General features: G+C 60.5%; 26 protein-coding genes. 23 read left to right on the forward strand and 3 right to left on the reverse strand.

The window, feature by feature from the left end; all coding sequences use genetic code 11:
• Positions 1 to 100: 100 nt before the first annotated feature.
• The gene (locus PMI28_RS14075; RefSeq protein WP_007987130.1) at positions 101 to 616 is read right to left on the reverse strand and encodes a DUF2062 domain-containing protein; all 516 of its coding nucleotides are present in this window, start codon (positions 614 to 616) and stop codon (positions 101 to 103) included.
• 135 nt (positions 617 to 751) lie between these two features.
• On the opposite strand from PMI28_RS14075, the gene PMI28_RS14070 reads away from it, so the two are divergent.
• The 12 genes from PMI28_RS14070 (at position 752) to PMI28_RS14015 (ending at position 12,214) form a co-directional block, all read left to right on the forward strand.
• Positions 752 to 2,986 (forward strand): DNA internalization-related competence protein ComEC/Rec2, encoded by a 2,235-nt coding sequence (locus PMI28_RS14070; RefSeq protein WP_007987132.1) that lies wholly within the window; start codon positions 752 to 754, stop codon positions 2,984 to 2,986.
• A gap of 98 nt (positions 2,987 to 3,084) precedes the next feature.
• Entirely contained in the window at positions 3,085 to 3,720 is a 636-nt protein-coding gene (locus PMI28_RS14065) for a MotA/TolQ/ExbB proton channel family protein (protein WP_007987134.1), read from the forward strand.
• Positions 3,717 to 4,145, forward strand: coding sequence for an ExbD/TolR family protein (locus tag PMI28_RS14060; RefSeq protein ID WP_007987136.1), 429 nt, complete (start codon positions 3,717 to 3,719; stop codon positions 4,143 to 4,145). The genes PMI28_RS14065 and PMI28_RS14060 overlap by 4 nt, the downstream gene beginning before the upstream one ends.
• Positions 4,145 to 5,155, forward strand: coding sequence for a tetraacyldisaccharide 4'-kinase (gene lpxK, locus PMI28_RS14055; protein WP_007987138.1), 1,011 nt, complete (start codon positions 4,145 to 4,147; stop codon positions 5,153 to 5,155). The genes PMI28_RS14060 and lpxK overlap by 1 nt, the downstream gene beginning before the upstream one ends.
• A 24-nt stretch (positions 5,156 to 5,179) precedes the next feature.
• A complete protein-coding gene (locus PMI28_RS14050; protein WP_003179363.1) occupies positions 5,180 to 5,365 on the forward strand; it encodes a Trm112 family protein in 186 nt (61 codons plus the stop codon).
• Positions 5,362 to 6,126 (forward strand): 3-deoxy-manno-octulosonate cytidylyltransferase, encoded by a 765-nt coding sequence (kdsB, locus tag PMI28_RS14045; RefSeq protein ID WP_007987141.1) that lies wholly within the window; start codon positions 5,362 to 5,364, stop codon positions 6,124 to 6,126. Before PMI28_RS14050 ends, kdsB begins: the two co-directional genes overlap by 4 nt.
• Positions 6,126 to 6,590: a low molecular weight protein-tyrosine-phosphatase gene (locus tag PMI28_RS14040; RefSeq protein ID WP_007987143.1), complete on the forward strand. Its 465-nt coding sequence runs from the start codon at positions 6,126 to 6,128 to the stop codon at positions 6,588 to 6,590. The genes kdsB and PMI28_RS14040 overlap by 1 nt, the downstream gene beginning before the upstream one ends.
• Entirely contained in the window at positions 6,587 to 7,606 is a 1,020-nt protein-coding gene (gene murB, locus PMI28_RS14035) for a UDP-N-acetylmuramate dehydrogenase (protein ID WP_007987145.1), read from the forward strand. The genes PMI28_RS14040 and murB overlap by 4 nt, the downstream gene beginning before the upstream one ends.
• A 240-nt stretch (positions 7,607 to 7,846) precedes the next feature.
• Complete coding sequence (locus PMI28_RS14030) at positions 7,847 to 8,317, forward strand: (2Fe-2S)-binding protein (protein ID WP_007987148.1); 471 nt, start codon at positions 7,847 to 7,849, stop codon at positions 8,315 to 8,317.
• Entirely contained in the window at positions 8,314 to 10,644 is a 2,331-nt protein-coding gene (locus PMI28_RS14025; protein WP_007987150.1) for a xanthine dehydrogenase family protein molybdopterin-binding subunit, read from the forward strand. Before PMI28_RS14030 ends, PMI28_RS14025 begins: the two co-directional genes overlap by 4 nt.
• A complete protein-coding gene (locus tag PMI28_RS14020; RefSeq protein WP_007987152.1) occupies positions 10,644 to 11,627 on the forward strand; it encodes an XdhC family protein in 984 nt (327 codons plus the stop codon). The genes PMI28_RS14025 and PMI28_RS14020 overlap by 1 nt, the downstream gene beginning before the upstream one ends.
• Positions 11,624 to 12,214, forward strand: a complete 591-nt coding sequence (locus PMI28_RS14015) for a nucleotidyltransferase family protein (protein ID WP_007987154.1) — start codon at positions 11,624 to 11,626, stop codon at positions 12,212 to 12,214. The genes PMI28_RS14020 and PMI28_RS14015 overlap by 4 nt, the downstream gene beginning before the upstream one ends.
• Before the next feature lie 184 nt (positions 12,215 to 12,398).
• On the opposite strand, the gene rne is transcribed toward PMI28_RS14015, so the two are convergent.
• Positions 12,399 to 15,602, reverse strand: a complete 3,204-nt coding sequence (gene rne, locus PMI28_RS14010; protein WP_007987155.1) for a ribonuclease E — start codon at positions 15,600 to 15,602, stop codon at positions 12,399 to 12,401.
• Positions 15,603 to 16,304: 702 nt separating this feature from the next.
• Between rne and rluC the strand changes: the two genes are divergently transcribed.
• From rluC to PMI28_RS13995, 3 genes are read left to right on the forward strand one after another with little or no spacing between them, the layout of a single operon-like run.
• Positions 16,305 to 17,267: a 23S rRNA pseudouridine(955/2504/2580) synthase RluC gene (gene rluC, locus PMI28_RS14005; RefSeq protein WP_007987157.1), complete on the forward strand. Its 963-nt coding sequence runs from the start codon at positions 16,305 to 16,307 to the stop codon at positions 17,265 to 17,267.
• Entirely contained in the window at positions 17,254 to 17,916 is a 663-nt protein-coding gene (locus PMI28_RS14000) for an HAD-IA family hydrolase (protein ID WP_007987159.1), read from the forward strand. The genes rluC and PMI28_RS14000 overlap by 14 nt, the downstream gene beginning before the upstream one ends.
• A gap of 24 nt (positions 17,917 to 17,940) precedes the next feature.
• Entirely contained in the window at positions 17,941 to 18,930 is a 990-nt protein-coding gene (locus PMI28_RS13995; protein WP_007987160.1) for a S49 family peptidase, read from the forward strand.
• A 398-nt stretch (positions 18,931 to 19,328) separates the two neighbouring features.
• Here PMI28_RS13995 and PMI28_RS13990 read toward each other — a convergent pair whose 3' ends face one another.
• Positions 19,329 to 19,907 carry a Maf family protein gene (locus tag PMI28_RS13990; protein ID WP_007987162.1) on the reverse strand — a complete coding sequence of 193 codons (579 nt, stop codon included), beginning with the start codon at positions 19,905 to 19,907 and terminating at the stop codon, positions 19,329 to 19,331.
• Positions 19,908 to 20,012: 105 nt separating this feature from the next.
• On the opposite strand from PMI28_RS13990, the gene PMI28_RS13985 reads away from it, so the two are divergent.
• From PMI28_RS13985 to pabC, 8 genes are all read left to right on the forward strand, one after another.
• Positions 20,013 to 20,540: a YceD family protein gene (locus tag PMI28_RS13985; protein ID WP_007942001.1), complete on the forward strand. Its 528-nt coding sequence runs from the start codon at positions 20,013 to 20,015 to the stop codon at positions 20,538 to 20,540.
• A 13-nt stretch (positions 20,541 to 20,553) separates the two neighbouring features.
• On the forward strand, positions 20,554 to 20,736 hold the full coding sequence (rpmF, locus tag PMI28_RS13980) for a 50S ribosomal protein L32 (RefSeq protein ID WP_003179396.1): 183 nt from the start codon (positions 20,554 to 20,556) through the stop codon (positions 20,734 to 20,736).
• A 4-nt stretch (positions 20,737 to 20,740) separates the two neighbouring features.
• On the forward strand, positions 20,741 to 21,751 hold the full coding sequence (plsX, locus tag PMI28_RS13975; protein ID WP_081501429.1) for a phosphate acyltransferase PlsX: 1,011 nt from the start codon (positions 20,741 to 20,743) through the stop codon (positions 21,749 to 21,751).
• 125 nt (positions 21,752 to 21,876) lie between these two features.
• On the forward strand, positions 21,877 to 22,815 hold the full coding sequence (gene fabD, locus PMI28_RS13970) for an ACP S-malonyltransferase (RefSeq protein ID WP_007987166.1): 939 nt from the start codon (positions 21,877 to 21,879) through the stop codon (positions 22,813 to 22,815).
• A gap of 16 nt (positions 22,816 to 22,831) precedes the next feature.
• Positions 22,832 to 23,572, forward strand: a complete 741-nt coding sequence (gene fabG, locus PMI28_RS13965) for a 3-oxoacyl-ACP reductase FabG (protein ID WP_007987168.1) — start codon at positions 22,832 to 22,834, stop codon at positions 23,570 to 23,572.
• 196 nt (positions 23,573 to 23,768) lie between these two features.
• Complete coding sequence (gene acpP / locus PMI28_RS13960; RefSeq protein ID WP_007987170.1) at positions 23,769 to 24,005, forward strand: acyl carrier protein; 237 nt, start codon at positions 23,769 to 23,771, stop codon at positions 24,003 to 24,005.
• 108 nt (positions 24,006 to 24,113) lie between these two features.
• Positions 24,114 to 25,358, forward strand: a complete 1,245-nt coding sequence (gene fabF / locus PMI28_RS13955) for a beta-ketoacyl-ACP synthase II (RefSeq protein WP_007987172.1) — start codon at positions 24,114 to 24,116, stop codon at positions 25,356 to 25,358.
• On the forward strand, positions 25,358 to 26,173 hold the full coding sequence (gene pabC, locus PMI28_RS13950) for an aminodeoxychorismate lyase (RefSeq protein ID WP_007987174.1): 816 nt from the start codon (positions 25,358 to 25,360) through the stop codon (positions 26,171 to 26,173). The genes fabF and pabC overlap by 1 nt, the downstream gene beginning before the upstream one ends.

Below are 26,173 nucleotides of genomic sequence, written 5' to 3' on the forward strand. Positions count from 1 at the left end.
GAACGCAGCCTCGCAGGCTCGGCAGCTGCTACAAAGGGTGTCGCGGCTGAAATTGCTTAACTGACTGGCATTACTCCCAAGTGGAGGCCGTTTTGCATTCTCACATCCGGCTCTTCTTGCGTCGCTTCCATTGCCGGGCCACCCACCAGCGCCAGTACATCATCACCAGGAAGTAGGCCAGCGCCCCGAGTACCACTCCCGTCACGACTGAGCCCAGCAAGAACGGTTGCCACAACGTCGAGATTTCTCCCCTGATCCATTCCCAGGTCAGCGAGTCCGGCAACTGCCGGGCGGGAACGTCCATCAGCCAGGCGCCGGCCTGGTAGGTGCAGAAGAATACGGCGGGCATGGTGATCGGGTTGGTCAGCCAGACCAGGCTCACGGCAATCGGCATGTTGCCGCGCACGATAATGGCGAGGATGGCCGCGAGCAGCATCTGCAACGGGATCGGCAGGAACGCGGCGAACAGACCCACTGCCATTGCACGGGCAACGGAGTGGCGATTGAGGTGCCAGAGGTTCGGGTCATGCAACAGCGTGCCGAGAAAGCGTAAGGACTTGTGTTCCCTGATGCTCATCGGGTCTGGCATGTAACGTTTGAATAAGCGCCGGGGCATAAGGCTTCTCGGTCGGTCAAGGCGGCAAGTATGTCTGGATTCTATAAGCTGCCCATTCAGACTTTGTGACAATTATTGACGACGCCCATGCGACGGGCGGGCTAAGCCTTGAAGGGTACTCTCAAGGACGGGCTTATGCGCACAGGGATGATGGCGCTGGCGTTGGGTCTGCTGACCTTGCGCTTTTTACCGGCATTGCCGCCGGTCTGGTTGTGGTTGGCGATGCCGGTGGCGGGTTTGATGTTGCTGCCGTTCAGGACCTATCCGGTGGCCTTTTACCTGTTTGGTTTGAGTTGGGCCTGCGCGAATGCCCAGTCGGCACTGGATGACCGACTGTCTGCGGGGCTGGACGGCGAAACCCGCTGGGTCGAAGGACGGGTCACGGGGCTGCCCCAGCACGGCGACGCAGTGGTGCGTTTCGAACTGGCCGACACTCAGTCTCGCCGCACTCATCTGCCGAAGCATTTACGCCTGGCCTGGCATGACGGGCCGCCGGTGAACAGTGGCGAGCGCTGGCGTCTGGCAGTCAAATTGAAGCGCCCGGCCGGGCTCCTCAATCCGCAGGCCTTCGACTATCAAGCCTGGTTGCTGGCACAACGCATCGGGGCGACCGGGAGGGTCAAGGAGGGCGAACGCCTTGCACAAGCCCAATGGGCCTGGCGCGATGGAGTCCGTCAGCGTTTGCAAGCGGTGGATGCCCAAGGGCGAAGCGGCGCGTTGACGGCGTTGGTACTCGGGGACGGCGCCGGGCTGAGTCGCGAAGACTGGCAGGTATTGCAGGATACCGGCACGGTGCATCTGTTGGTTATTTCCGGGCAGCACATCGGTTTGCTGGCCGGGGTGGTGTATCTGTTGATCGCAGGACTGGCCCGCCATGGGCTGTGGCCGAACCGTCTGCCGTGGTTGCCATGGGCCTGTGGCCTGGCGTTTGCCGCTGCGCTCGGTTACGGGGTGCTGGCCGGGTTCGAGGTTCCGGTGCAGCGGGCCTGCCTGATGATTGGTCTGGTGTTGTTGTGGCGTCTACGGTTTCGTCATCTCGGCGCCTGGTGGCCGTTGTTGCTGGCGCTCAATGGCGTTTTGTTACTGGATCCGCTAGCGAGTCTGCAACCGGGGTTCTGGTTGTCTTTTGCGGCGGTGGCCATCTTGATTTTCACCTTTGGCGGCCGGTTGGGCCCCTGGCGCTGGTGGCAGACCTGGACCCGTGCGCAATGGCTGATCGCAATCGGTATGTGCCCGTTGTTGCTGGTGCTGGGGTTGCCGATCAGTGTCAGCGGCCCGTTGGCCAATCTGTGGGCGGTGCCGTGGATCAGCCTGCTGGTATTGCCGCCGGCCTTGCTCGGGACAGTGCTGATACCTGTGCCTTACGTGGGGGAGGGCTTGTTGTGGCTGGCGGGCGGTTTGATCGATGGGTTGTTCAGGGGACTGGCGTTGTTGGCGGGAGTGATACCGGCGTGGGTGCCCGGGGCGACTCCTGTGTGGGTATGGGGTCTCGGCGCGTTGGGCGCTTTTCTGCTGTTGTTGCCGCGTGGGGTGCCGCTGCGTCCATTGGGTTGGCCTCTGCTGTTGTTGCTGGTATTTCCACCCCGGTCATTGCTGCCGGAAAGCATCGCTGAAGTCTGGCAGTTGGACGTGGGACAGGGATTGGCCGTTCTGGTGCGCACTCGCCATCACACGCTGTTGTATGACACCGGACCGCGCATCGGTGATTTTGATCTGGGGGAGCGGGTCGTCCTGCCTTCTTTGCGCAAACTGGGTGTGGATGAACTGGATCTGCTGCTGATCAGCCACGCGGACGCCGATCATGCTGGGGGAGCGCGTGCGGTGGCCAATGGCATGCCGATCAAACAGGTGCTCAGTGGCGATCCCCTGGAGTTGCCACAGGAGCTGGGCGCCCAGGCTTGTGAGAGTGAGCGGCAATGGACTTGGGATGGCGTGCAGTTTCGGCTTTGGCAATGGTCTTCCGCCAGTGACCGTAACCAGAAGTCCTGCGTGTTGCAGATCGAAGCCAATGGCGAGCGCTTGCTGTTGACCGGCGATATCGACTCCGCTGCCGAGCGAGCCCTAATCGATAGCCCATTGGCGGTGCCCACCGATTGGCTGACGGCGCCCCATCACGGCAGTCGCAGTTCGTCGTCCATGGCGCTGCTCAATGGCTTGCAACCTAAAGCGGTGCTGATCTCGCGCGGCCAGGGCAATGCCTTCGGCCATCCGCATCCCACGGTTGTAGCGCGATATCAAAAGCGCGGGGTGGCGATCTACGACAGTGCTGAACAGGGTGCCATTCGTCTGCAACTGGGGCGCTTCGAACCGCCGTGGACGATGCGTCAGAAACGGCGTTTCTGGCGCGATCCGCCGCCCTTGAACCAGTAACCGAGTGTTATCAAAGCCCGACCGGATGCGCCATCACGGTCTTCGGTGCGCCCACCCCCTATGTTAGAGTGGCGCACTTTTTCGAGGGGACTGTCACTGTGTGGGAATTGGTCAAATCCGGCGGCTGGATGATGCTGCCGATCATTCTGAGTTCCATCGCGGCCATGGCCATCGTCGCCGAGCGTCTCTGGACACTGCGCGCCAGCCGCGTGACCCCGGAGCACTTGCTTGGGCAGGTCTGGGTCTGGATCAAGGACAAACAGCTCAATAAAGAAAAACTCAAGGAACTGCGCGCCAACTCGCCTCTGGGCGAGATCCTGGCGGCTGGCCTGGCTAACTCGAAACATGGTCGCGAGATCATGAAGGAGTGCATAGAAGAGGCTGCTGCCCGGGTGATCCACGAGCTGGAGCGCTACATCAACGCGCTGGGCACCATCGCCGCCATGGCGCCGTTGCTGGGTCTGCTGGGTACCGTGTTGGGCATGATCGAAATCTTCAGTTCGTTCATGGGCACAGGCATGACGACCAACGCCGCAGTGCTGGCCGGCGGTATTTCCAAAGCCTTGATTACCACGGCTTCGGGCCTGATCGTCGGTATCCCGTCGGTGTTCTTCCACCGGTTTCTGCAACGGCGCATTGATGAGCTCGTCGTGGGCATGGAGCAGGAAGCCATCAAGCTGGTTGAAGTGGTGCAGGGTGACCGTGACGTTGATCTGGCAGAGGGCAAAGCGTGAAATTCCGCCGCAAGCAACGGGAGAACGTGGACATCAACCTCGTGTCGCTGATCGACGTGGTGTTTGTCCTGCTGCTGTTTTTCGTGGTGACCACCACCTTTACCCGTGAAACCCAGTTGCGTGTCGAGCTGCCGGAAGCGGTCAGTGGCGCATCTGCCGACGACCAGACCCGGCAGCTCGATGTTGCCATCAGTGCCGACGGTGTGTTCTCGGTGAACAACCATGTATTGCCGAAAAGCGACCTGACCACGTTGATGGAAGCGCTGCAGAAAGAATCCAATGGCGATACCAACCTGCCGCTGTCCATCAGCGCCGACGGCAAGACTCAGCATCAGTCCGTCATTACCGCCATGGATGCAGCCGGCAAGCTTGGCTTCAGCCATTTGCGCATGACCACCATCGAGGCGGCGCCCCCCGCGCCCTGATGACCATGTCCGATCGATTACTGGCCGCGTGGTACGCAGGTCATCCGGCCCTGAAGCTGTTGCAGCCACTGGAGTGGCTGTACCGGCGTGTGGTCATGAACAAGCGCAAGCGCTTTCTGGCGGGGGAGGGCGAGATCTATCAACCTCCGGTGCCGTTGATCGTCGTGGGCAACATCACCGTTGGCGGTACTGGCAAGACGCCGCTGATTCTGTGGATGATCCAGCATTGTCAGCGCAGCGGCCTGCGGGTCGGCGTGGTCAGCCGTGGATACGGCGCCAAGCCGCCGCAGTTGCCGTGGCGGGTCGAGGCCCGGCAGAGCGCCGATATCGCCGGTGACGAGCCGTTGCTGATCGTTCAGCGCACGGGTGTGCCGTTGATGATCGACCCCAATCGCAGCAACGCTGTCAAAGCGTTGCTGGCCAGTGAGCCGCTGGACCTGATCTTGTCCGACGACGGCATGCAACACTACCGCCTGGCCCGTGACCTGGAACTGGTGTTGATCGACGCCGCCCGCGGCCTGGGCAACCGCCGTTGCCTGCCTGCCGGGCCGTTGCGCGAACCGGTCGAGCGCTTGCAAAGCGTCGACGCGGTTCTCTACAACGGTGCCACGGCTGACCGCGAGGATGGTTTTGCCTTTCAATTGCAACCTGTCGCGCTGTTCAATTTGCGCAGCGGCGAACGGCGTCCCCTCGACCACTTCCCCTCTGGCCAGGCCCTGCACGCGGTGGCTGGTATCGGCAATCCGCAACGTTTCTTCAAGACCCTCGAAACGTTACACTGGCAGCCAGTCCCGCATGCGTTTGCCGACCACGCCGAATACAGCGTGGAGGTTTTGAATTTCACGCCGTCATTGCCGTTGGTGATGACGGAAAAGGACGCGGTGAAATGCCGTGCCTTTGCCGCCGCCGATTGGTGGTACCTGGCGGTCGATGCTGTGCCGTCGCCGGCCTTCGTGGCCTGGTTCGACACACAATTGATGCGCCTGCTGCCGGATCGTTTGTTGCCTTAACTCCGTTTTTTCCAGGGAATGCTCATGGACACCAAATTGCTCGATATCCTCGCTTGCCCGGTCTGCAAAGGCCCGCTCAAGCTCAGCGCCGACAAGACCGAGCTGATCAGCAAGGGCGCCGGCCTGGCCTACCCGATTCGCGACGGCATCCCGGTGATGCTCGAATCCGAAGCACGCACCCTGACCACCGACGAGCGCCTGGATAAATGACTATAGCCTTTACCGTCGTCATTCCATCGCGATATGCCTCCACCCGCCTGCCGGGCAAGCCGTTGCTGCTGATCGCCGGCAAGCCGATGATCCAGCACGTCTGGGAACAGGCAAGCAAAAGCAGCGCCGAGCGGGTGGTGGTTGCCACCGACGACGCGCGCATCATCGAGGCTTGCAAAGGCTTTGGTGCCGAAGTGGTGTTGACCCGCGAAGATCACAATTCCGGCACCGATCGCCTGGCTGAAGTCGCGATGAAGCTGGGCCTGGCGCCCGACGCTATCGTGGTCAACGTCCAGGGCGACGAACCGCTGATCCCGCCGAGCGTGATCGATCAGGTCGCTGCCAACCTGGCCGCCCACACCGAAGCGCGCATGGCTACGCTGGCCGAGCCGATCGAAGACGTGGACACCCTGTTCAATCCCAACGTGGTCAAGGTCGTCAGCGACCTCAATGGCCTGGCGCTGACGTTCAGTCGTTCCACCTTGCCCTGGGCGCGGGATGCGTTCGCGGTGAACCGTGAGCAGTTGCCGGAAGGTGTGCCGTATCGCCGCCATATCGGCATCTATGCCTACCGTGCCGGTTTCCTGCAGGACTTCGTCAGCTGGGGTCCATGCTGGCTGGAAAACACCGAGTGCCTGGAACAGCTGCGAGCCCTGTGGCACGGCGTGCGGATCCATGTGGCCGACGCCCTGGTCGCGCTGCCAGCCGGCGTCGATACCATTGAAGACCTTGAGCGCGTCCGTCGCCTGCTGGAAGCGTGATGCGGGTTCTGTTTGTCTGCCTGGGCAACATCTGTCGCTCTCCCACGGCCGAAGGCGTGCTGCGGCATAAGTTGCGTGAAGCGGGGCTGGTCGACCGGGTCGAAGTCGCTTCCGCCGGCACCGGTGACTGGCATGTTGGCAAGGCGCCGGACAAGCGCAGTCAGGCCGCGGCGAAGTTGCGCGGTTATGACTTGTCCGCCCAGCGCGCCCGGCAAGTCACCCGCGCCGATTTCGCCACCTACGACCTGATCCTGGCGATGGACAACAGCAACCTGCGCAACCTCAAGGCCTTGCAACCGGCCAGGGGCAAGGCTGAGCTGGACTTGTTCCTGCGCCGTTACCAGTCGCAAATCGATGAAGTGCCGGACCCGTACTACGACGGCGAACAAGGCTTCGAGCAGGTGCTGGACCTGATCGAGCGCGCCAGCGATTTGCTGGTGATCGAATTGAAGGGACGGTTATGAGTTTGCAGGTTCAATCGCAGGTTTCGCTCAAGCCGTTCAACAGCTTTGGCGTGGATGTCCAGGCCCGGCTGTTTGCCGAGGCCCATAGCGACGCCGATGTGCGTGAAGCCTTGGCCTATGGGCTGGAATACAAGGTGCCGGTGCTGGTGATCGGCGGTGGCAGCAACCTGCTGCTGACGGCGGATATCGATTCACTGGTGCTGCGCATGGCCACCCGCGGGATTCGCGTGCTGAGCGATGACGGTAGCAAGGTGGTGATTGAAGCCGAGGCGGGTGAGCCTTGGCATCCGTTCGTGCAACACACCTTGGCCCAAGGGTTGTCCGGTCTGGAAAACCTCAGCCTGATTCCCGGCACCGTCGGCGCAGCGCCAATGCAAAACATCGGCGCTTATGGCGTCGAGATCAAAGACGTGTTTGCCGGTCTGACCGCGCTGGATCGCCAGAGCGGCGAATTGCGCGACTTCACACTGCAAGAGTGCAACTTCGCTTACCGTGACAGCTTGTTCAAGCAGGAACCGGGGCGTTGGGTGATCCTGCGCGTGCGTTTCGCTCTCGACCGTGCCGCGCACTTGCACCTCGAATATGGACCGGTACGTCAGCGCCTGACCGAACAAGGCATCGACCATCCGACCGCCACCGATGTCAGCCAGGCCATTTGCAGCATCCGCAATGAAAAGCTCCCGGACCCCGCCGTACTCGGCAATGCCGGCAGTTTCTTCAAGAATCCCTTAGTGTCGGCCGCGTTGGCCGCACGAATCAAGGGTGAGTACCCGGACCTGGTGGCCTATGCGCAACCTGATGGTCAGATGAAATTGGCTGCCGGTTGGCTGATTGAACGGGCAGGCTGGAAAGGTTTTCGCGATGCCGACGCGGGTGTTCATAAGCTGCAGGCGCTGGTGCTGGTCAACTATGGCAGCGCAACGGGCCTGCAATTGCTGAACCTGGCGCAACGCATCCAGAAAGACATTTCAGAACGTTTCCATGTCGACCTGGAAATGGAGCCGAACCGGTATTGAGCTAAGCTTTCAAGACGCATCAAAAAGCCCTGCACAACTTCATTTGTGCAGGGCTTTTTTGTTAATGCTCGGTTAACTTAGTCAGCTAACGATGCACACACTTGTTCCACCAAAGGCCTGGTGCAGATGTCTGTGTCCGCACAAGAGAGCCTATTAGCCTGAGTCGATCTGCGTGCGACCCACCGAGATCCAGCGGCAGATTGCTCGACCCCATAACTCAAGAACTATGCGGGCGTGCCCATGATTACCCTGAAACTCAACGGTCAAGACCATCAACTCGACGTCACCGAGGACATGCCGCTGCTCTGGGCGATCCGCGACGTGGCCGGTTACAACGGCACCAAATTCGGCTGCGGCTTGGGCCTGTGCGGGGCCTGCACCATTCATATCGAAGGGGCTCCGGCACGTAGTTGCATCACGCCCATCGGTTCAGTCGTCGGACAGAATGTCAGCACCATCGACAACCTGCACGCCGATCCGATCGGCAAAGTCGTGCAGCAAGCCTGGCTCGACACGGCGGTCGCCCAATGCGGTTTCTGCCAGGGCGGGCAAATCATGTCGGCGACGGCCCTGCTCAAGACCAATCCGAACCCGAGCGATGAGCAGATCGAAGAGGCGATGGTCGGCAACATCTGCCGTTGCGGTACCTATAACCGCATCAAGACGGCCATCCGCCAGGCCTCCACTCACCTGAAGGAGGCCAAGGCATGAGCCGGTTACCGAATGATTTTGCCTTGAGCAACCTGAGTCATCTCAGTCGCCGGGGCTTCCTTAAAGGGGTTGGTGCTACCAGTGCATTGGTGCTGGCGGCGAGCTGGGGCTGGCAAGACGCATTTGCTGAAGAAAAAGAGAAAAAGTTCGGTGCCGATGGTATGCCCAACGGCTGGGTTGACGATCCCAAGGTTTATGTGAGCATCGCCGCCGATGGCACGGTGACGGTGATTTGCAATCGCTCAGAGATGGGCCAGGGTGTGCGCACCAGTTTGACCATGGTGGTGGCCGATGAACTGGAAGCCGACTGGGCGATGGTCAAGGTGCAGCAGGCACCGGGCGATGAAGTGCGCTTCGGCAACCAGGACACCGACGGCTCGCGCAGCATGCGCCACTGGTACGAACCAATGCGCCGTTGCGGTGCCGCCGCGCGGACCATGCTCGAACAGGCCGCCGCCGCGCAATGGAAAGTGCCGGTCGACGAATGCCATGCGCAATTGCACAAGGTCGTCCATGAGCCTTCTGGCCGCGAGCTCGGATATGGCGCCCTGGCCTCCGCCGCAAGTGCCTTGCCGGTTCCGGCCCGCGACAGCCTGAAGCTCAAGCAACCCGCGCAATTCCGTTACATCGGCAAGGAAGGCACCAAGGCCATCGACGGTGAAGATATCGTCAACGGTCGTGCGGTGTACGGCGCCGACGTGCATTTCGACGGCATGCTCTATGCCACCATTGCGCGGCCCGCGGTGTATGGCGGCAAAGTCAAAAGCTTCGATGGCAGCGCGGCGATGAAAGTCCCTGGCGTGGTCAAAGTGGTGCAGATCGAAAGCCGGCCTTTGCCTTCGGAGTTTCAACCCCTGGGTGGCATCGCCGTGGTGGCGAGCAATACCTGGGCGGCGATCAAGGGCCGCGAGGCGCTGAAAATCGAGTGGGACGACGGCCCCAACGCCAGTTACGACTCGATCGCCTATCGCAAGGAAATTGAAGCAGCCTCGCTCAAGCCCGGCAAGGTGGTGCGCAATACCGGCAACATCGAAAAGGCCATGGCCAGCGCCGACAGCACGCTGGAAGCCTCCTACTACTTGCCGCATTTGTCACAGTCGCCGATGGAACCGATGGTCGCCATTGCGCGATTCAAGGACGGTGCGTGCGAAGCCTGGGGGCCAAGCCAGGCGCCGCAGGTCACGCGGGAACGGATCGGTGAACGCCTGGGTCTGCCGTTCGACAATGTCACTTTCAACGTGACCCTGCTGGGAGGCGGGTTCGGGCGCAAGTCCAAGCCGGACTTCATCATCGAAGCCGCCATCCTCGCCAAGGAGTTCCCCGGCAAAGCGGTGCGGGTGCAATGGACCCGCGAAGACGACATCCACTGTTCCTACTTCCACACCGTGTCGGCCGAATACCTCAAGGCCAGCCTGAACAAGGATGGCCTGCCGTCCGGCTGGTTGCACCGTACGGTGGCGCCGAGCATCACTGCATTGTTTGCGCCGGGCATGAACCATGAGGCAGCGTTCGAACTGGGCATGGGATTCACCAACATGGCGTATGCGATCCCCAACATTCGCCTGGAAAACCCCGAGGCGACAGTGCATACCCGGGTTGGCTGGTATCGCTCGGTGTCGAACATTCCCCATGGCTTCGCGATCCAGAGTTTTATCGATGAACTGGCGCACAAGGCCGGGGAGGATCCGCTGAAGTACCAGATCAGATTGCTCGGTCCGGACCGTCAGATTGATCCGCGAACCTTGAGTGAAGAGTGGAACTACGGCGAATCCCCCGAGCGTTATCCGATCGACACGGCACGCCTGCGCACGGTGCTGGAGACCGCCGCCAAAGCCGCCGGTTGGGGGCGCGAGCTGCCCAAGGGGCACGGTCTGGGCCTGGCGGTGCATTACAGCTTCGTGACGTATGTGGCGGCGGTGATCGAGGTGGAGGTCAAAGACGACGGTACGCTGGTGGTGCACAAGGCCGACATCGCCGTCGATTGCGGGCCGCAGATCAATCCCGAGCGGATTCGTGCGCAGTTCGAGGGCGCCTGCGTCATGGGCCTGGGGAATGCGGTGTTGGGGGAAATCAGCTTCAAGGATGGCAAGGTGCAGCAGGATAACTTCCACATGTACGAAGTGGCACGCATGTCCCTGGCGCCGAAAGAAGTGGCCGTGCATCTGGTGACGCCGCCGGGCGACGTCCCGTTGGGCGGTGTGGGTGAACCGGGCGTGCCACCGATTGCGCCGGCGTTGTGCAATGCGATCTTCGCCGCCACCGGCAAACGCATCCGCAGCCTGCCGGTTCGTTATCAACTGTCGGGTTGGCAGAAGGCTGAAGCCTGATGGACAGCGCCGATCTGAACGTCCTGCGCAGCGTGTTGCAATGGCATCGCGCCGGTCAGCGGGTGGTGCTGTACAGCGTGGTCGAAACCTGGGGCACTGCGCCCCGGGCACCCGGCGCCATGCTGGCCTTGCGTGAAGACGGCATGGTGATTGGTTCGGTCTCGGGCGGGTGTGTCGAGGATGACTTGATCGCCCGGCTGCACGATGGCCGCCTTGCGCTTGACGGGCCGCCGGTGCAACTGATCACGTACGGCGTGACCCGTGAGGAAGCCGCACGTTTCGGCTTGCCCTGCGGCGGTACCTTGCGCTTGACCGAGGAACGCATCGACGATGGGGATTGGGTCGAGCAATTGCTCGTTCGTTGTGAAGCTCATGAAATCGTTGCGCGTGAACTGGACCTGGCCACCGGTGAAGTGCTTTTGCAGCCGGCCAGTAAAGCTGACGTGTTGACGTTCGACGGCCAGATCTTGCGTGCTATCTATGGCCCACGCTGGCGCTTGCTGCTGATCGGCGCGGGGCAACTGTCGCGCTATGTGGCGGAAATGGCCCGGCTGCTGGATTTCGAGGTATTGATTTGCGATCCGCGTACCGAGTTCGTCTATGGCTGGGAAGAGCAGCACGGACGATTCGTTTCGGGCATGCCGGATGAGGCGGTATTGAATATCCAGACGGATGAACGCACGGCCATCGTGGCCTTGACCCATGATCCGCGTCTGGACGACATGGCGCTGCTCACGGCCCTGGACTCCAAAGCCTTTTACGTTGGAGCGCTGGGGTCGCGGGTCAACAGCCAGAAGCGCCGGGAAAACCTGGCTCAACTGGGTTTGGCGCAATCGGCGATTGACCGCTTGCATGGTCCGATCGGTTTGCACATCGGCAGTCATAATCCAGCGGAAATTGCCTTGTCGCTGATGGCGGAAATCGTGGCGGTGAAAAATGGCGTCGAACTGAAACAGAAAAAAATCCTGCAGGAGAGCGTATGAGCGAGTCCATCGGCGTCATCGTGTTGGCGGCGGGGCAGGGCAACCGGTTTCGTCAGGTGGCGGGCGCCGAAAAGGATAAATTACTGGTTGATTGCACCGGGCGTGACGGCGCGGTGCGGTCCGTCATTGAGCACACGTTGGTCAACCTGCCGGCGGCGCTGGGCAAGCGTGTACTGGTGACGACCGCCGATCGCCCACAGGTTGTTCGCATGGCTCAGGCCTATGGTTGCGAGATTGTGCTGATCGAGTCGACGGGAATGGGTGACAGCATCGCCGCCGGAGTCGCTGCCTGCAAGCAACTCGATGGCTGGCTGATGGTGCTGGGGGATATGCCGTTCATCCTGCCCTCCAGTATCGAGCAAGTGTTGGCGGGTATCAGCGATCACAGTATCAGCGTGCCTGTGCAGGACGGTGAGTATGGGCATCCGGTCGGGTTCGGGCGGGACTTCGCTGCAGGGTTGATGGCGCTATCGGGGGATCGCGGCGCCAAACCGCTGTTTGCCCAGGGGCGGGTGGTTGAAGTGACCGTGGATGATCCCGGCGTGTTGTGGGATGTGGATGTACCTGAAGCGTTGGACTTCAAGTAGTTCCGGAGGTGATCCCCCTGTGGGAGCGGGCTTGCTCGCGAAGGCGTCAGGTCAGTCAGTATCAACGTTGAATGACACACCGCTTTCGCGAGCAAGCCCGCTCCTACAAAAAAGCAGAAAGTCATGAGGCATAAAAAAGCCCCGCCCGGGATTACCGGGCGGGGCTTTTCAGTGGCCGATGGAATCAGACGAGAGGTTTAGGCTCGTGCTCTTTTTCCTGGGCTTGCTCGTGTTCCTCTACCGCTTCCTGAACGGAGCGCGGTGCTTCGTGGATCACCGACTCAGCCGGCTCGGCAGCCACTTCAGCGGCTGGGGCAGGAGCTGCCTCAACTACTTCGGCAGCGACAACCGTTTCAGCCGGAGCAGCAGCGGCAGCCAGTTCGGCTTCCTTCTGCAGACGCTCGGCTTCACGCTTGCGACGACGCACTTCACGCGGGTCGTTAGGTGCACGGCCACTTGGCGTCAGGGCGCTGACAGGAGCGGCTTCGACTACCGGAGCAGGCACTTCGGCAACGACCGGAGCTTCAACGACTGGCGCTTCAACCACCGGCGCTGGAGCCGGTTCTGCGGCGGCAACCACCGGCTCGGATACCATGGCTTCAGCGGCTGGAGCAGCTGTTTCAGCGACGGCTGGCTCGGCCACCCAATTGAACGCCGTTTGCTCTTCACGTACTTCGCGAACGGTTTCGGTCACGGTTTCGACGACGGCTTCTGCAACCTCGGCGGGTGCTTCAATCGCTGGAGCCGGTTCGGCAGCTGCTTCAACGGCAGGCTGTGCCTCGGGCGCCGGCGCCACTTCGACTTCTGGCAATGCAGTGACTTCGACCGGCGTGGTCGCTTCCACGACTGGCGCTTCGACTGGAGCAGTTTCCAGGGTGGCGGCAGTGGCGCGTTCGGCTTGCACGTTGGCTTCTGCTTCAGCCGGAGCGCTGATCACGCTGCTGGCAACGGCTGCGGTGACAGCCAGGCCGGCGGCCAGATCGGCAACGCTTGGTGCTTCGGCGTTTTCGCCGGACTCGGACTCATCCGAACCTTCGATCACGTTGCCATTGGCATCACGCTGACGCTCGCGACGGTTGCTGCGACGACGCTGGCCACGGGAGCGGCGGCGTGGACGATCGCCTTCGGCGTTTTCCTGACCGTCTTCCTGCAGTTGCTCTTCGTTGGTGGTCAGTTCTTCTTCGGCTGCGGCTGCGGCTACGACAGCTTGCTCGGCACGTGGCTGACGTTCTTCACGCGGCGGGCGTGGAGCTCGCTCTTCACGTGGCTGGCGAGCCGGACGCTCTTCAGTGGTAGCAGCGGCGGCCGGAGCGGCATCCAGAGGTTCGCGCAGTTCACGAACGCGTTCTTCGCGCTCGCCACGTGGCTTGCGATCTTCACGCGGAGCACGCGGTGCACGTTCTTCACGAGGCGCGCGTGGTGCGCGTTCTTCGCGAGCGACTGCCGGCGTTTCTTCACGGGGCTCGCGAGGTTCGCGCACTTCGCGTAGCTGACGCTCCTCACGTGGTGCGCGTTCTTCACGCGGTGCACGCTCTTCGCGAGGCTTGCGCTCTTCATCGCGGCGACCGTTACGGTTGCGGCTCTGCTGGCGACCGTTGCGACGCTCTTCGTTGCGGGCCGGGCGCTCGGTGGTTGCAGGCTTTTCGACCACGACCGGAGCAACAGGCTCTTCTTTAGTGGCGAACAGGCTGATCAGCGACTTCACCAGGCCTTTGAACAGGCTTGGTTCCGGTACGACGACCGGTGCTGGAGCCGGCGCGGCAACTTCGGTCGGAACCGGAGCGTTGGCGCGGGCCGGAGCGGTCTTGACCGCCGCCTCCTGGCGAACCAGGGTGCGGGTCGCAGCGGCTGGCTGGACTTCTTCCACTTCGGCAGCGGCTGCAGCAATTTCGTAGCTGGACTGGTTGGTGGCCGCTTCCGGACTGTCATCACGCAGACGCTGCACTTCGAAGTGCGGTGTTTCGAGGTGATCGTTCGGCAGGATGATGATACGGGCACGGGTGCGCAGTTCGATCTTGGTGATCGAGTTGCGTTTTTCGTTGAGCAGGAACGCAGCCACCGGGATCGGCACTTGTGCACGAACTTCGGCGGTACGGTCTTTCAGGGCTTCTTCTTCGATCAGGCGCAGGATCGCCAGGGACAGCGATTCAACGTCACGGATGATGCCGGTGCCGTTGCAACGCGGGCAGACGATGCCGCTGCTTTCGCCCAGGGATGGACGCAGGCGCTGACGGGACATTTCCAGCAGGCCGAAGCGCGAGATGCGACCGACTTGCACGCGAGCGCGGTCGGCTTCCAGGCATTCGCGGACTTTCTCTTCCACGGCGCGCTGGTTCTTGGCAGGGGTCATGTCGATGAAGTCGATGACGATCAGGCCGCCGATGTCGCGCAGGCGCAACTGACGGGCGATTTCTTCGGCGGCTTCAAGGTTGGTTTGCAGCGCGGTCTCTTCGATGTCGCTGCCTTTGGTGGCGCGTGCCGAGTTGATGTCGATGGACACCAGGGCTTCGGTCGGGTCGATCACGATGGAACCGCCGGAAGGCAGTTCGACAACGCGCTGGAACGCGGTTTCGATCTGGCTTTCGATCTGGAAACGGTTGAACAGCGGAACGCTGTCTTCGTACAGCTTGATCTTGCTGGCGTACTGCGGCATCACCTGGCGGATGAAGGTCAGGGCTTCGTCCTGGGCTTCAACGCTGTCGATCAGCACTTCGCCGATGTCCTGGCGCAGGTAGTCGCGGATCGCACGGATGATCACGTTGCTTTCCTGGTAGATCAGGAACGGCGCGGCGCGATCCAGCGAGGCTTCTTTGATGGCTGTCCACAGTTGCAGCAGGTAGTCGAGGTCCCACTGCATTTCTTCGCTGCTGCGGCCCAGGCCGGCAGTGCGCACGATCAGGCCCATGTCGGCCGGGGCAACCAGGCCGTTCAGGGCTTCACGCAGTTCATTGCGCTCTTCGCCTTCGATGCGACGGGAGATACCGCCGGCACGCGGGTTGTTCGGCATCAGCACCAGGTAACGGCCGGCCAGGCTGATGAAGGTGGTCAGGGCGGCGCCCTTGTTGCCACGTTCTTCTTTTTCGACCTGGACGATGACTTCCTGGCCTTCGCTCAGGACGTCCTTGATGTTGACGCGACCTTCCGGGGCTTTCTTGAAGTATTCGCGGGAGATTTCTTTGAGGGGCAGGAAGCCGTGGCGCTCAGAGCCGAAATCGACAAAGGCAGCCTCAAGGCTTGGTTCGATGCGAGTAATCCGGCCTTTATAGATGTTGGCCTTCTTCTGCTCGCGTGCACCGGATTCGATGTCCAGGTCGTAGAGGCGCTGGCCATCTACCAGTGCAACACGCAACTCTTCGGGTTGAGTTGCGTTAATCAGCATTCTTTTCATGTAGTACCGTCGGTTTCCGGGCTGCCGGAAACGGCGTTCGGCACACACGACTTCTCACGGTCGGTGTCAGGTGCGTCGGGAGTGGTTGGCCATTTCCCGTGTCCAGCGAAGTCCGGCCAATGTGGGCCTTCATCGCGACGTACGCGTCCTGCTTGCTGTGGCTACTTAAGCACTCAGTCAGGAGGAGGAATCAACCAGCGGCTGTGGACGAGATGAAGCGTCTTGAGAAAGCCTGTTGCTACACAGTCCGGCGGTTGTGCATCTCCACCCTACACGTATCCCTGATAATTCGGGTGCTGCCGCGCGCAGAATCCGCAGCGGGTTGGCATTTACCGTGAGCTCCGAAAGGGGAGGTCACGCATCATGGCTAATTTAGGCGTTGTTTCCGATGTTCTCGCTCGGGGTCATTCGCAAATGACTGCACTTTGTGAACTGGCCGTGAATATGGCTCGCAAAACGAGTGAAAAACTCTGCTTTGTGGCGTGATTCAGGCCTCATGTCACCTGCGCTCGTTACACCTGCAAATTCCACCGTTACGTAGCGAAAGCCCCGTAGGACGGCCTCGCGTCCTGGTGAATTGCGTTGGTCAGGGCCGGTTTTTGACCGTTGGTCCGCTGTCCAGGCCGCTTTTGGCGACGTTCGCGACTATAGCAGCAATGATTAAGTGCTTCAATTCCATAAAAAATTGTTATCATCCGCGCCATGACGACGACTACCCTCCCGACTCCAGGCGTACAACTGCTTGAGGTCTCGCCGGAATATGCCGGCCAACGTATTGATAACTTCCTTCTCGCCCGGCTCAAAGGCGTGCCCAAGACCTTGATTTATCGCATTTTGCGCAAGGGCGAAGTGCGCGTGAACAAAGGTCGGATCAAGCCCGAGTACAAGCTGCAGGCGGGCGATATCGTGCGCGTGCCGCCGGTTCGCGTGCCCGAGCGCGACGAGCCGGTGCCGCTGGCGCAGGGGCTGTTGCAGCGACTCGAAGCGTCGATTGTCTTCGAAGACAAGGCGCTGATCGTGATCAACAAGCCTGCCGGCATTGCGGTTCACGGCGGCAGCGGCCTGACTTTCGGGGTGATCGAAGCCTTTCGTCAGTTGCGCCCCGATTGCAAGGAGCTCGAACTGGTTCACCGCCTCGACCGTGATACGTCCGGCCTGTTGATGATCGCCAAGAAGCGCAGCATGTTGCGCCACTTGCACACCGCGTTGCGCGGTGATGGCGTCGACAAGCGCTACATGGCGCTGGTCCGCGGTAACTGGGCGAGCTCGATCAAGCAAGTCCGTGCATCGCTGGGCAAGAGCAATCTGCGCTCCGGCGAACGCATGGTCGAGGTCGACGAGGAGGAGGGGAAGGAGTCCGTGACCGTGTTCAAGGTCCTGCGCCGCTTCGGCGACTTTGCCACCCTGATCGAAGCCAAACCGATTACTGGCCGGACTCACCAGATCCGCGTCCATACCTTGCACGCCGGGCATTGCATCGCTGGCGACACCAAGTATGGCGACGAAGGATTCAGCAAGGAAATCCGCGATCTGGGCGGCAAGCGCCTGTTCCTGCATGCCTACATGCTGACCGTGCCGTTGCCTGATGGTGGCGAATTGAAGTTGCAGGCGCCGGTTGACGAGATGTGGGCCAAGACTGTGGAGCGATTGAGTGCGCCCATCTGATTACAAGCTGCTGATCTTCGATTGGGACGGCACTCTGGCCGACTCCATCGGTCGGATTGTCGAGGCGATGCACGTTGCCTCGCGGCGCTCCGGATTTGAACAGCGCGATGATTTTGCCGTGAAAGGCATCATCGGCCTGGGCTTGCCGGAAGCGATCCGCACCCTGTATCCCGAGATCGGTGACTCTGAACTGATCGCGTTCCGCGAGCACTATGCCGAACATTACATTGCGTCGGAGGCTGTGCCTTCGCCGCTGTTCGAGGGTGTGGTCGAGTCGCTCGAGGCATTTCGTGCCGAGGGTTATCATCTGGCTGTGGCGACCGGCAAGGCCCGTCGCGGGCTGGATCGGGTGTTGAAATCCCATGGCTGGGAGAATTACTTCGATATCACCCGCGCTGCTGACGAGACCGCCAGCAAGCCCCATCCGCTGATGCTCGAGCAAATTCTCGCGCATTGCGAGGTTCGCCCGGAACAGGCGTTGATGGTCGGTGATTCGTCCTTTGATTTGCAGATGGCGCGCAACGCCGGCATGGGCTCGGTGGCCGTCAGTTATGGCGCTCAATCGATTGAAGCGTTGAAGTTGTATGAGCCGCAACTGGCCATCGACCGCTTTTCTGAATTGCATGCCTGGCTGAGTCAGCGGGCTTAACCGGTTGTTTTTGGGGTGGATGGCATGACCGACGAATGGAAGGCGCCCGCCAAGGCGAATGCAGAGAGCAGTGACGACAGAAGCTGGAAGCTGCTGGAAAAGACACTGCTGGCCGGCGTGCAGGAGCAGCGTCGGTCCCGTCGCTGGGGAATATTCTTCAAGCTTCTGACTTTTGTGTATCTGTTTGGCGCAATTGTTCTGTTTTCGCCGCTGATGGATATGGAGAAAGCTGCTACCCGCAGTGCCCATTACACGGCGCTGATCGATGTGACAGGCATGATTGCCGACAAGGAACCGGCCAGCGCAGACAATATCGTTGGCAGCCTGCGTGCGGCTTTCGAGGACGAGAAGGTCAAGGGTGTCGTCCTGCGCATCAACAGCCCGGGCGGCAGTCCGGTGCAGTCGGGTTATGTCTACGACGAGATCCGTCGTCTGCGCGGCCTGCATCCGGACATCAAGCTGTACGCGGTCATTTCCGACCTGGGGGCTTCCGGTGCTTACTACATCGCCAGCGCGGCGGACCAGATCTACGCTGACAAGGCGAGCCTGGTCGGCTCTATCGGCGTGACGGCGGCAGGCTATGGCTTTGTCGGTACCATGGAGAAGCTGGGTGTCGAGCGTCGCACTTACACCTCTGGCGAGCACAAGTCGTTCCTTGATCCGTTCCAGCCAGAGAAGCCGGAAGAAACCGCTTTCTGGCAGGGCGTGCTCGATACGACCCACAAGCAGTTCATCAATAGCGTCAAGCAAGGGCGTGGCGATCGCTTGAAGGATAAGGAGCATCCGGAGCTGTTTTCCGGTCTGGTCTGGTCGGGCGAGCAGGCGCTGCCACTGGGGTTGATCGATGGGCTGGGTAATGCCAGTTCGGTCGCGCGGGATGTGATCGGCGAGAAAGAACTGGTGGACTTTACCGTTCAGGAGTCGCCATTCGACCGCTTCTCGAAAAAACTCGGTGCCAGCGTGGCTGAGCATTTGGCGATGTGGATGGGTTTTAACGGTCCATCGCTGCGCTGATTTTCAGCGTGTAGAGAAACCGGCCCAAGTGGCCGGTTTTTTTTCGTTTGAATGCAGTCCCTGTAGCAGCTGGCGAAGCCTGCGTCCGAGTGCGCAGCAGTCGTAAAATCAGAGTTCGCGGTACGTCAGGGAGATCGTGCAAGCCGGATTTACGACTGCTGCGCAGTCGGACGCAGCCTTCGGCAGCTGCTACAAGGAAGGCGTGGCGTCTGGGTTCGCCTAACTGATCAGCATTAGCCCAGGTGGCCGGTTTTTTTCGTTTGAACGCAGTCTCTGTAGCAGCTGGCGAAGCCTGCGTTCGAGTGCGCAGCGCTCGCCAAGACATCCGCCGCGACCTTACAGGCAAATCGCGCACCGAAATTGCGAGCGCTGCGCACTCGAACGCATGCTTGTCGTAATCAGGGGATTCGTACGCCTTCGGCGAGCAGCATGTCCACGAGGCGAATCAAGGGCAGGCCGACGAGGCTGGTAGCGTCCGGGCCTTCGGTGCTTTGAAACAGGCTTACCCCCAGGCCCTCGGCCTTGAAGCTGCCAGCGCAATCGTAGGGTTGTTCTGCGCGCAGGTAGCGTTCGATGCGTGCGGCGTCGAGTGTGCGCATGTGTACGGTGAACGGCACGTAATCGACCTGGCAGTGCCCGCTCTGGCTGTTGAGCAGGGCCAGGCCGGTCAGGAAGGTCACGCTGGCACCGCTGGAGGCCAGCAATTGTTCGCGGGCTTTTTCGAACGTGTGGGGCTTGCCGATAATCCGGTCTCCCAGCACGGCGACCTGGTCGGAGCCGATTATCAGATGAGCGGTATGGCTGTCGGCCAGGGCCCGCGCTTTCTCTTCGGCGAGGCGCTTGACCAGCTCGATGGCGGATTCGCCCGGGCGATGGCTTTCATCGATATCCGGCGAGCTGCAAGTGAAAGGCAGCTGCAAGCGGGTCAGCAATTCCCGGCGATAGACCGAGCCGGAAGCGAGTAATAAAGGCAGCATGCGCATCTCCAAAAGGCAGGTGCGAATTCTAGCGAGGCTTCCAAGTGGCGGACAGGGCTGAATTTCCTTTGACATGGGCGGGTGCATCCCTATAATGCTGCGCCTATGTTGAATGACCCGATTCCACCTCACGTTGACCCGCGCAAATTGGCTGATCGTGGCACCACCCTTCAAGGTGAAATGCTGCTGGCCGATTTGGAGAGACTCTGCGACCCGCTTTCCGACAATGTCGGTACGGTGCAGGCTAAATTCGTTTTTGAACGAGATGAACGTAAATCTGTGGTCATCCACAGCTTTATCGACACTGAAGTCAAAATGGTTTGCCAGCGTTGTCTTGAGCTGGTCACCCTGCCGATCCACAGCGAATGCAGTTACGCTGTGGTGAAGGAGGGTGCGAATACCCAGTCGTTGCCGAAAGGTTATGACGTGCTGGAACTGGGCGAAGATCCTTTGGATCTGCAGTCACTGATCGAGGAGGAGCTTCTGCTCGCCTTGCCCATTGTGCCTGCTCATCATCCGGAAGAATGCCAGCAGCCGGCGGGAGCAGATGAGCCCGAACCGAGCGAGGACGAGGTAACGCGGTCCAACCCGTTCAGTGTATTGGCGCAGTTAAAGCGTGACCCAAACGTTTAGGAGTTAATCAATTATGGCTGTTCAGCAGAACAAAAAATCCCGCTCTGCCCGTGACATGCGCCGTTCGCACGACGCTCTCGAGGCTAGCACCCTGTCTGTAGAAAAAACCACCGGTGAAGTTCACCTGCGTCACCACGTATCGCCAGAAGGCGTATACCGTGGCCGTAAAGTGATCGACAAGGGCGCTGACGAGTAATCACTTGTCCGCTCAAGTCATCGCGATTGACGCAATGGGCGGGGACTTCGGTCCCCGCAGCATTGTCCAGGCCAGCCTTGCTTGCCTGTCTGCTACGCCTTCGCTGTACCTGACCCTTGTCGGTCAACCCTCCCTCCTTGAAGAATTGATCGCTGGCCAATCGGCTGTGGATCGCGCGCGCCTGTCGATTGCCCCGGCGAGCGAAGTCATTACCATGGACGAAAAACCCGCCCAGGCCTTGCGTGGCAAGCCTGATTCGTCGATGCGCGTGGCGCTTGAGCTGCTGCGCGACGGTAAAGTCCAGGCCTGTGTCAGTGCCGGCAATACCGGGGCGCTGATGGCGTTGTCGCGGTTCGTGCTCAAAACCCTGCCGGGTATTGACCGTCCGGCCATGGTGGCGGCGATTCCGACACAAAAGGGTTACTGCCAATTACTCGACCTGGGTGCCAACGTCGATTGCAGTGCCGAGCATCTGCTGCAGTTTGCGCTCATGGGCTCGGTTGCGGCGGAAACCCTGGGCATAACGCGTCCACGGGTGGCGTTGCTGAATATCGGTACCGAAGACATCAAGGGCAATCAACAGGTCAAGCTGGCAGCGACGTTGTTGCAAAGCGCCCGGGGCATCAATTACATCGGCTTTATCGAAGGCGACGGTTTGTACCGTGGCGAAGCGGATGTGGTGGTGTGTGACGGTTTTGTCGGCAACATCCTGCTCAAATCCAGCGAAGGCCTGGCGACCATGATTGCCGGGCGCATCGAGGCATTGTTCAGAAAGAACGTGGCCTCTCGCGTGGTTGGCGCGCTGGCGCTGCCCTTGATGAAGCGTCTGCAGGCTGATCTGGCGCCTGCCCGACACAATGGTGCGAGCTTTCTCGGATTGCAGGGAATTGTAGTGAAAAGCCACGGTTCTGCCGGGGTTCAGGGCTTTCAAAGTGCCATTCAGCGAGCCTTGATCGAGATTCAGGAGAATCTTCCCGAGCGCCTGCACGGCCGTCTGGAGGATTTGTTGCCTTAGGCGTTTTCGTCGGACAATGCTTAAATGTGACCGCTTGGTTCGATGGGCCATCCAACTGTCAGTTTCTTGCGTCCCCCAAGCGGGACGCCAACTCTCCGACGACAAGATCATTAGGGGCTTGTTACATGTCTGCTTCCCTCGCATTCGTCTTCCCGGGACAGGGTTCGCAGTCCCTCGGCATGCTGGCCGAGTTGGGCGCACAACATCCGGTTGTCCTTGAAACATTCAAAGAAGCTTCCGATGCACTGGGTTACGACCTGTGGGCATTGACCCAGCAAGGGCCGGAAGAGCAACTCAATCAAACCGATAAAACCCAACCGGCCATTCTGACCGCCTCTATCGCCCTGTGGCGTCTTTGGTTGGCGGAAGGTGGTGCGCGTCCGGCTTACGTTGCCGGGCACAGCCTGGGCGAATACAGCGCGCTGGTTGCTGCCGGTAGCCTGACACTGGCAGACGCGGTGAAGCTCGTTGAGCGTCGCGGCCAACTGATGCAGGAAGCGGTTCCAGCCGGGCAGGGTGGCATGGCTGCCATCCTCGGTCTGGAAGATGCTGATGTGCTGGCTGCCTGTGCCGAAGCGGCACAGGGCGAAGTGGTCAGCGCCGTCAACTTCAACTCCCCGGGCCAGGTGGTGATTGCCGGCGCCAAGGCTGCCGTTGATCGCGCCATCGAAGGCTGCAAGGCCCGTGGCGCCAAGCGTGCCATGCCGCTGCCGGTCAGCGTGCCGTCCCACTGCGAGCTGATGCGTCCGGCTGCCGAGCGTTTCGCCGAATCGATCGCCGCGATCAACTGGCAGGCGCCACAGATTCCCGTGGTCCAGAACGTCAGTGCCGAAGTGCCGGCCGATCTGGAAACCCTCAAGCGTGATCTGCTCGAACAGCTGTACAAGCCAGTACGCTGGGTCGAATCGGTACAGGCGCTGGCAGCCAGGGGCGCGACCAGTCTGGTCGAGTGTGGCCCAGGCAAAGTGCTGGCCGGTCTGAACAAGCGTTGCGCCGAAGGCGTGTCGACATCCAACCTCAATACCCCAGACGCTTTCGCTGCCGCCCGTGCAGCGTTGGCCTGAATCAGGAGAAGCTTGCATGAGTCTGCAAGGTAAAGTTGCACTGGTCACCGGTGCCAGCCGTGGTATCGGCCAGGCTATCGCCCTGGAACTGGGTCGTCAGGGCGCCATCGTTGTGGGTACCGCGACCTCTGCGTCGGGTGCCGAGCGTATTGCCGCGACCCTGAAAGAAAACGGTATTCAAGGCACCGGCCTGGAACTCAATGTCACCAGCGACGAGTCCGTGGCAAGTGTTCTGGCAAGCATTCAGGAGCAGTTCGGTGCGCCGGCGATCCTGGTCAACAATGCCGGTATCACCCGCGATAACCTGATGATGCGCATGAAAGACGACGAGTGGCATGACGTTGTCGATACCAACCTGAACAGTCTGTTCCGCCTGTCCAAAGGCGTTTTGCGCGGCATGACCAAAGCGCGTTGGGGCCGAATTATCAGTATTGGCTCGGTTGTGGGTGCCATGGGCAACGCAGGCCAAGTAAACTACGCTGCCGCCAAGGCCGGCCTGGAAGGTTTCAGTCGTGCTCTGGCGCGTGAAGTCGGTTCGCGTTCGATTACGGTAAACTCGGTGGCCCCAGGGTTCATCGATACCGATATGACCCGTGAATTGCCCGAGGCACAGCGTGAAGCCTTGCAGACGCAGATTCCGCTGGGTCGTCTGGGGCAAGCTCAAGAGATCGCGTCCGTGGTCGCTTTTCTTGCGTCGGACGGTGCGGCTTACGTTACCGGAGCTACAATCCCGGTGAACGGCGGGATGTACATGTAATTCAAATGTGACGGATTGCTTCAAAAAAATGTCATACGAGCTGTCTAAAATCCGTTATAAAGCTGCAATCTATTTATAGGCATAGGGTCACCGGGTTTGAGGAGTGAAGCTTTCAGTTGAAAAGCTGAAAAGCCTTTCTATACACTTACCCACTGGCCAGCTGCCTGAATTTGTCCATTAGGAGTGAAAACAAGGTATGAGCACCATCGAAGAGCGCGTCAAGAAAATCGTTGCTGAGCAACTGGGCGTTAAAGAAGAAGAAGTGGTCAACACTGCTTCCTTCGTTGAAGACCTGGGTGCCGACTCCCTTGACACCGTTGAGCTGGTGATGGCTCTGGAAGAGGAATTCGAGACCGAAATCCCTGACGAAGAAGCTGAGAAGATCACTACAGTACAAGCTGCAATCGACTACGTTACTGCCCACCAGGCGTAATAGTTTGTAATCGTTGCTCGCTGTCATGGAAAAACCGCACTGCTATCACGGCGTGCGGTTTTTTCTTTAGGCCTGATGCAAAGTCGTCATTTGAAAAAGGAGAGTGCTGTGTCGCGTAGACGCGTCGTAGTCACCGGTATGGGTATGTTGTCGCCACTGGGCACGGATGTGCCGAGCAGCTGGCAGGGCATTCTGGCTGGCCGCAGTGGCATTGGTCTGATCGAACACACCGACCTTTCTGCCTATTCCACCCGTTTTGGCGGCTCGGTAAAGGGCTTCAATGTCGAGGAATACCTGTCGGTCAAGGAAGCCCGCAAGCTCGACCTGTTCATTCAGTACGGTCTGGCCGCAGGTTTTCAGGCGGTACGCAACGCCGGCCTGGAAGTCACCGACGCCAACCGTGAACGCATTGGCGTGGCCATGGGCTCGGGTATTGGCGGACTGACCAATATCGAAGAAACCAGCCGCACCCTGCACGAGACCGGCCCACGACGGATTTCTCCGTTTTTCGTGCCAGGTTCGATCATCAATATGATTTCCGGGTTCCTGTCGATCCATTTGGGCGCACAGGGACCTAACTACGCCATCGCCACGGCCTGTACCACCGGTACGCACTGCATTGGCATGGCAGCCCGCAACATCATGTACGACGAAGCCGACGTGATGATTGCCGGTGGCGCCGAAATGGCGGCCTGCGGTCTGGGCATGGGCGGCTTCGGTGCCTCCCGCGCACTGTCGACCCGCAATGACGAGCCGACCCGCGCCAGCCGTCCATGGGACAAGGGCCGCGATGGCTTCGTGCTGTCCGATGGCGCCGGTGCGCTGGTCCTTGAAGAGCTGGAACACGCCAAGGCTCGCGGCGCGACGATCTATGCCGAATTGATCGGCTTCGGCACCAGTGGCGATGCTTACCACATGACGTCGCCACCGGCCGATGGCGCCGGTGCCGCCCGTTGCATCACCAATGCCTTGCGCGATGCGAAGATCAACAGCGATCAAGTCCAGTACATCAACGCCCATGGCACCTCGACGCCAGCCGGTGACCTTGCCGAAGCCTGTGCGATCAAGTCGGTGTTCGGCGATCACGCCTACAAGCTGGCCGTCAGTTCGACCAAGTCCATGACCGGCCACCTGCTGGGTGCGGCGGGTGCGGTCGAGGCGATCTTCAGCGTGCTGGCCATCAACAGCCAGGTAGCGCCGCCGACCATCAACCTCGATGAGCCGGATGAAGGCTGTGACCTCGATTTCGTGCCGCACACCGCGCGCAACATGGATATCGATGTAGTGGTTTCCAACTCCTTCGGTTTTGGCGGCACCAACGGCTCGCTGGTGTTCCGCCGGTTCGCAGGCTGATGGACAGCTGGGTCGACGGTCAGCCGGCTGACGCTTTGTCGCTGAAGGATCGCGGCCTGGCTTATGGCGATGGTCTGTTCGAGACCATCGCCGTGCGCAACGGGCAGCCAGTGTTGCTGGACCGGCATCTGTCGCGTCTGGCGGATGGCTGTTCGCGTCTGGCGCTTGCCGCCGATCAGGCGTTGATCCGCAGCGAATTGCAGGCCTATGCCGCGGCATTGGGTGACGGGGTGCTCAAGCTCATTCTCACCCGCGGCGACGGTCTGCGCGGTTACGCTCCCGATCCTTCGGCCCAGGCCCGACGCATTCTGCAAGGCAATCCACCTGCGGCTTACCCTGCCGCGCATGGCGAGCAGGGTGTTCGTTTGTTTCCTTGCGCCACGCGATTGTCCAGACAGCCATTACTTGCCGGCCTCAAGCACCTGAACCGTCTTGAACAAGTCCTCGCCCGTGCCGAATGGCAGGGCACCGAACATGCCGAAGGCTTGATGCTCGATCAGGCCGGACGCGTGATTGAAGGCGTGTTCAGCAATCTGTTCCTGGTGCGCGATGGTGTGCTCATCACCGCTGACCTCAAGCGCTGCGGCGTGGCCGGCGTGATGCGTGCCGAAATATTGTTTCAGGCCAAGTCGCTTGGAATCCCCCTGCAAATCACCGACATTCCCCTCGAACAGCTGCAATGGGCTGACGAAGTCTTTGTCTGCAACAGCGTGTATGGTATCTGGCCGGTGCGCGCCTGTGCTGCTCTTCACTGGCCGGTTGGGCCGCTCACCCGTAAACTCCAAACCATTGCCCGTGCGCTACTGGATGCTTGA

This window comes from Pseudomonas sp. GM48 (assembly GCF_000282335.1).
Taxonomy (GTDB): domain Bacteria; phylum Pseudomonadota; class Gammaproteobacteria; order Pseudomonadales; family Pseudomonadaceae; genus Aquipseudomonas.

Excerpts from the sequence above, each read along its gene's own strand:
- PMI28_RS14040 (WP_007987143.1), top strand. The coding sequence starts at position 6,126 with ATGCGGGTTCTGTTTGTCTGCCTGGGCAACATCTGTCGCTCTCCCACG.
- pabC (WP_007987174.1), top strand. The coding sequence starts at position 25,358 with ATGGACAGCTGGGTCGACGGTCAGCCGGCTGACGCTTTGTCGCTGAAG.
- rluC (WP_007987157.1), top strand. The coding sequence starts at position 16,305 with ATGACGACGACTACCCTCCCGACTCCAGGCGTACAACTGCTTGAGGTC.
- PMI28_RS14075 (WP_007987130.1), bottom strand. The coding sequence starts at position 616 with ATGCCCCGGCGCTTATTCAAACGTTACATGCCAGACCCGATGAGCATC.
- murB (WP_007987145.1), top strand. The coding sequence starts at position 6,587 with ATGAGTTTGCAGGTTCAATCGCAGGTTTCGCTCAAGCCGTTCAACAGC.
- PMI28_RS14050 (WP_003179363.1), top strand. The coding sequence starts at position 5,180 with ATGGACACCAAATTGCTCGATATCCTCGCTTGCCCGGTCTGCAAAGGC.
- PMI28_RS14015 (WP_007987154.1), top strand. The coding sequence starts at position 11,624 with ATGAGCGAGTCCATCGGCGTCATCGTGTTGGCGGCGGGGCAGGGCAAC.
- PMI28_RS14070 (WP_007987132.1), top strand. The coding sequence starts at position 752 with ATGCGCACAGGGATGATGGCGCTGGCGTTGGGTCTGCTGACCTTGCGC.
- PMI28_RS13995 (WP_007987160.1), top strand. The coding sequence starts at position 17,941 with ATGACCGACGAATGGAAGGCGCCCGCCAAGGCGAATGCAGAGAGCAGT.
- PMI28_RS14020 (WP_007987152.1), top strand. The coding sequence starts at position 10,644 with ATGGACAGCGCCGATCTGAACGTCCTGCGCAGCGTGTTGCAATGGCAT.
- rne (WP_007987155.1), bottom strand. The coding sequence starts at position 15,602 with ATGAAAAGAATGCTGATTAACGCAACTCAACCCGAAGAGTTGCGTGTT.
- fabD (WP_007987166.1), top strand. The coding sequence starts at position 21,877 with ATGTCTGCTTCCCTCGCATTCGTCTTCCCGGGACAGGGTTCGCAGTCC.
- PMI28_RS14030 (WP_007987148.1), top strand. The coding sequence starts at position 7,847 with ATGATTACCCTGAAACTCAACGGTCAAGACCATCAACTCGACGTCACC.
- PMI28_RS13990 (WP_007987162.1), bottom strand. The coding sequence starts at position 19,907 with ATGCTGCCTTTATTACTCGCTTCCGGCTCGGTCTATCGCCGGGAATTG.
- PMI28_RS14025 (WP_007987150.1), top strand. The coding sequence starts at position 8,314 with ATGAGCCGGTTACCGAATGATTTTGCCTTGAGCAACCTGAGTCATCTC.
- PMI28_RS13985 (WP_007942001.1), top strand. The coding sequence starts at position 20,013 with ATGTTGAATGACCCGATTCCACCTCACGTTGACCCGCGCAAATTGGCT.
- kdsB (WP_007987141.1), top strand. The coding sequence starts at position 5,362 with ATGACTATAGCCTTTACCGTCGTCATTCCATCGCGATATGCCTCCACC.
- rpmF (WP_003179396.1), top strand. The coding sequence starts at position 20,554 with ATGGCTGTTCAGCAGAACAAAAAATCCCGCTCTGCCCGTGACATGCGC.
- acpP (WP_007987170.1), top strand. The coding sequence starts at position 23,769 with ATGAGCACCATCGAAGAGCGCGTCAAGAAAATCGTTGCTGAGCAACTG.
- lpxK (WP_007987138.1), top strand. The coding sequence starts at position 4,145 with ATGACCATGTCCGATCGATTACTGGCCGCGTGGTACGCAGGTCATCCG.
- fabG (WP_007987168.1), top strand. The coding sequence starts at position 22,832 with ATGAGTCTGCAAGGTAAAGTTGCACTGGTCACCGGTGCCAGCCGTGGT.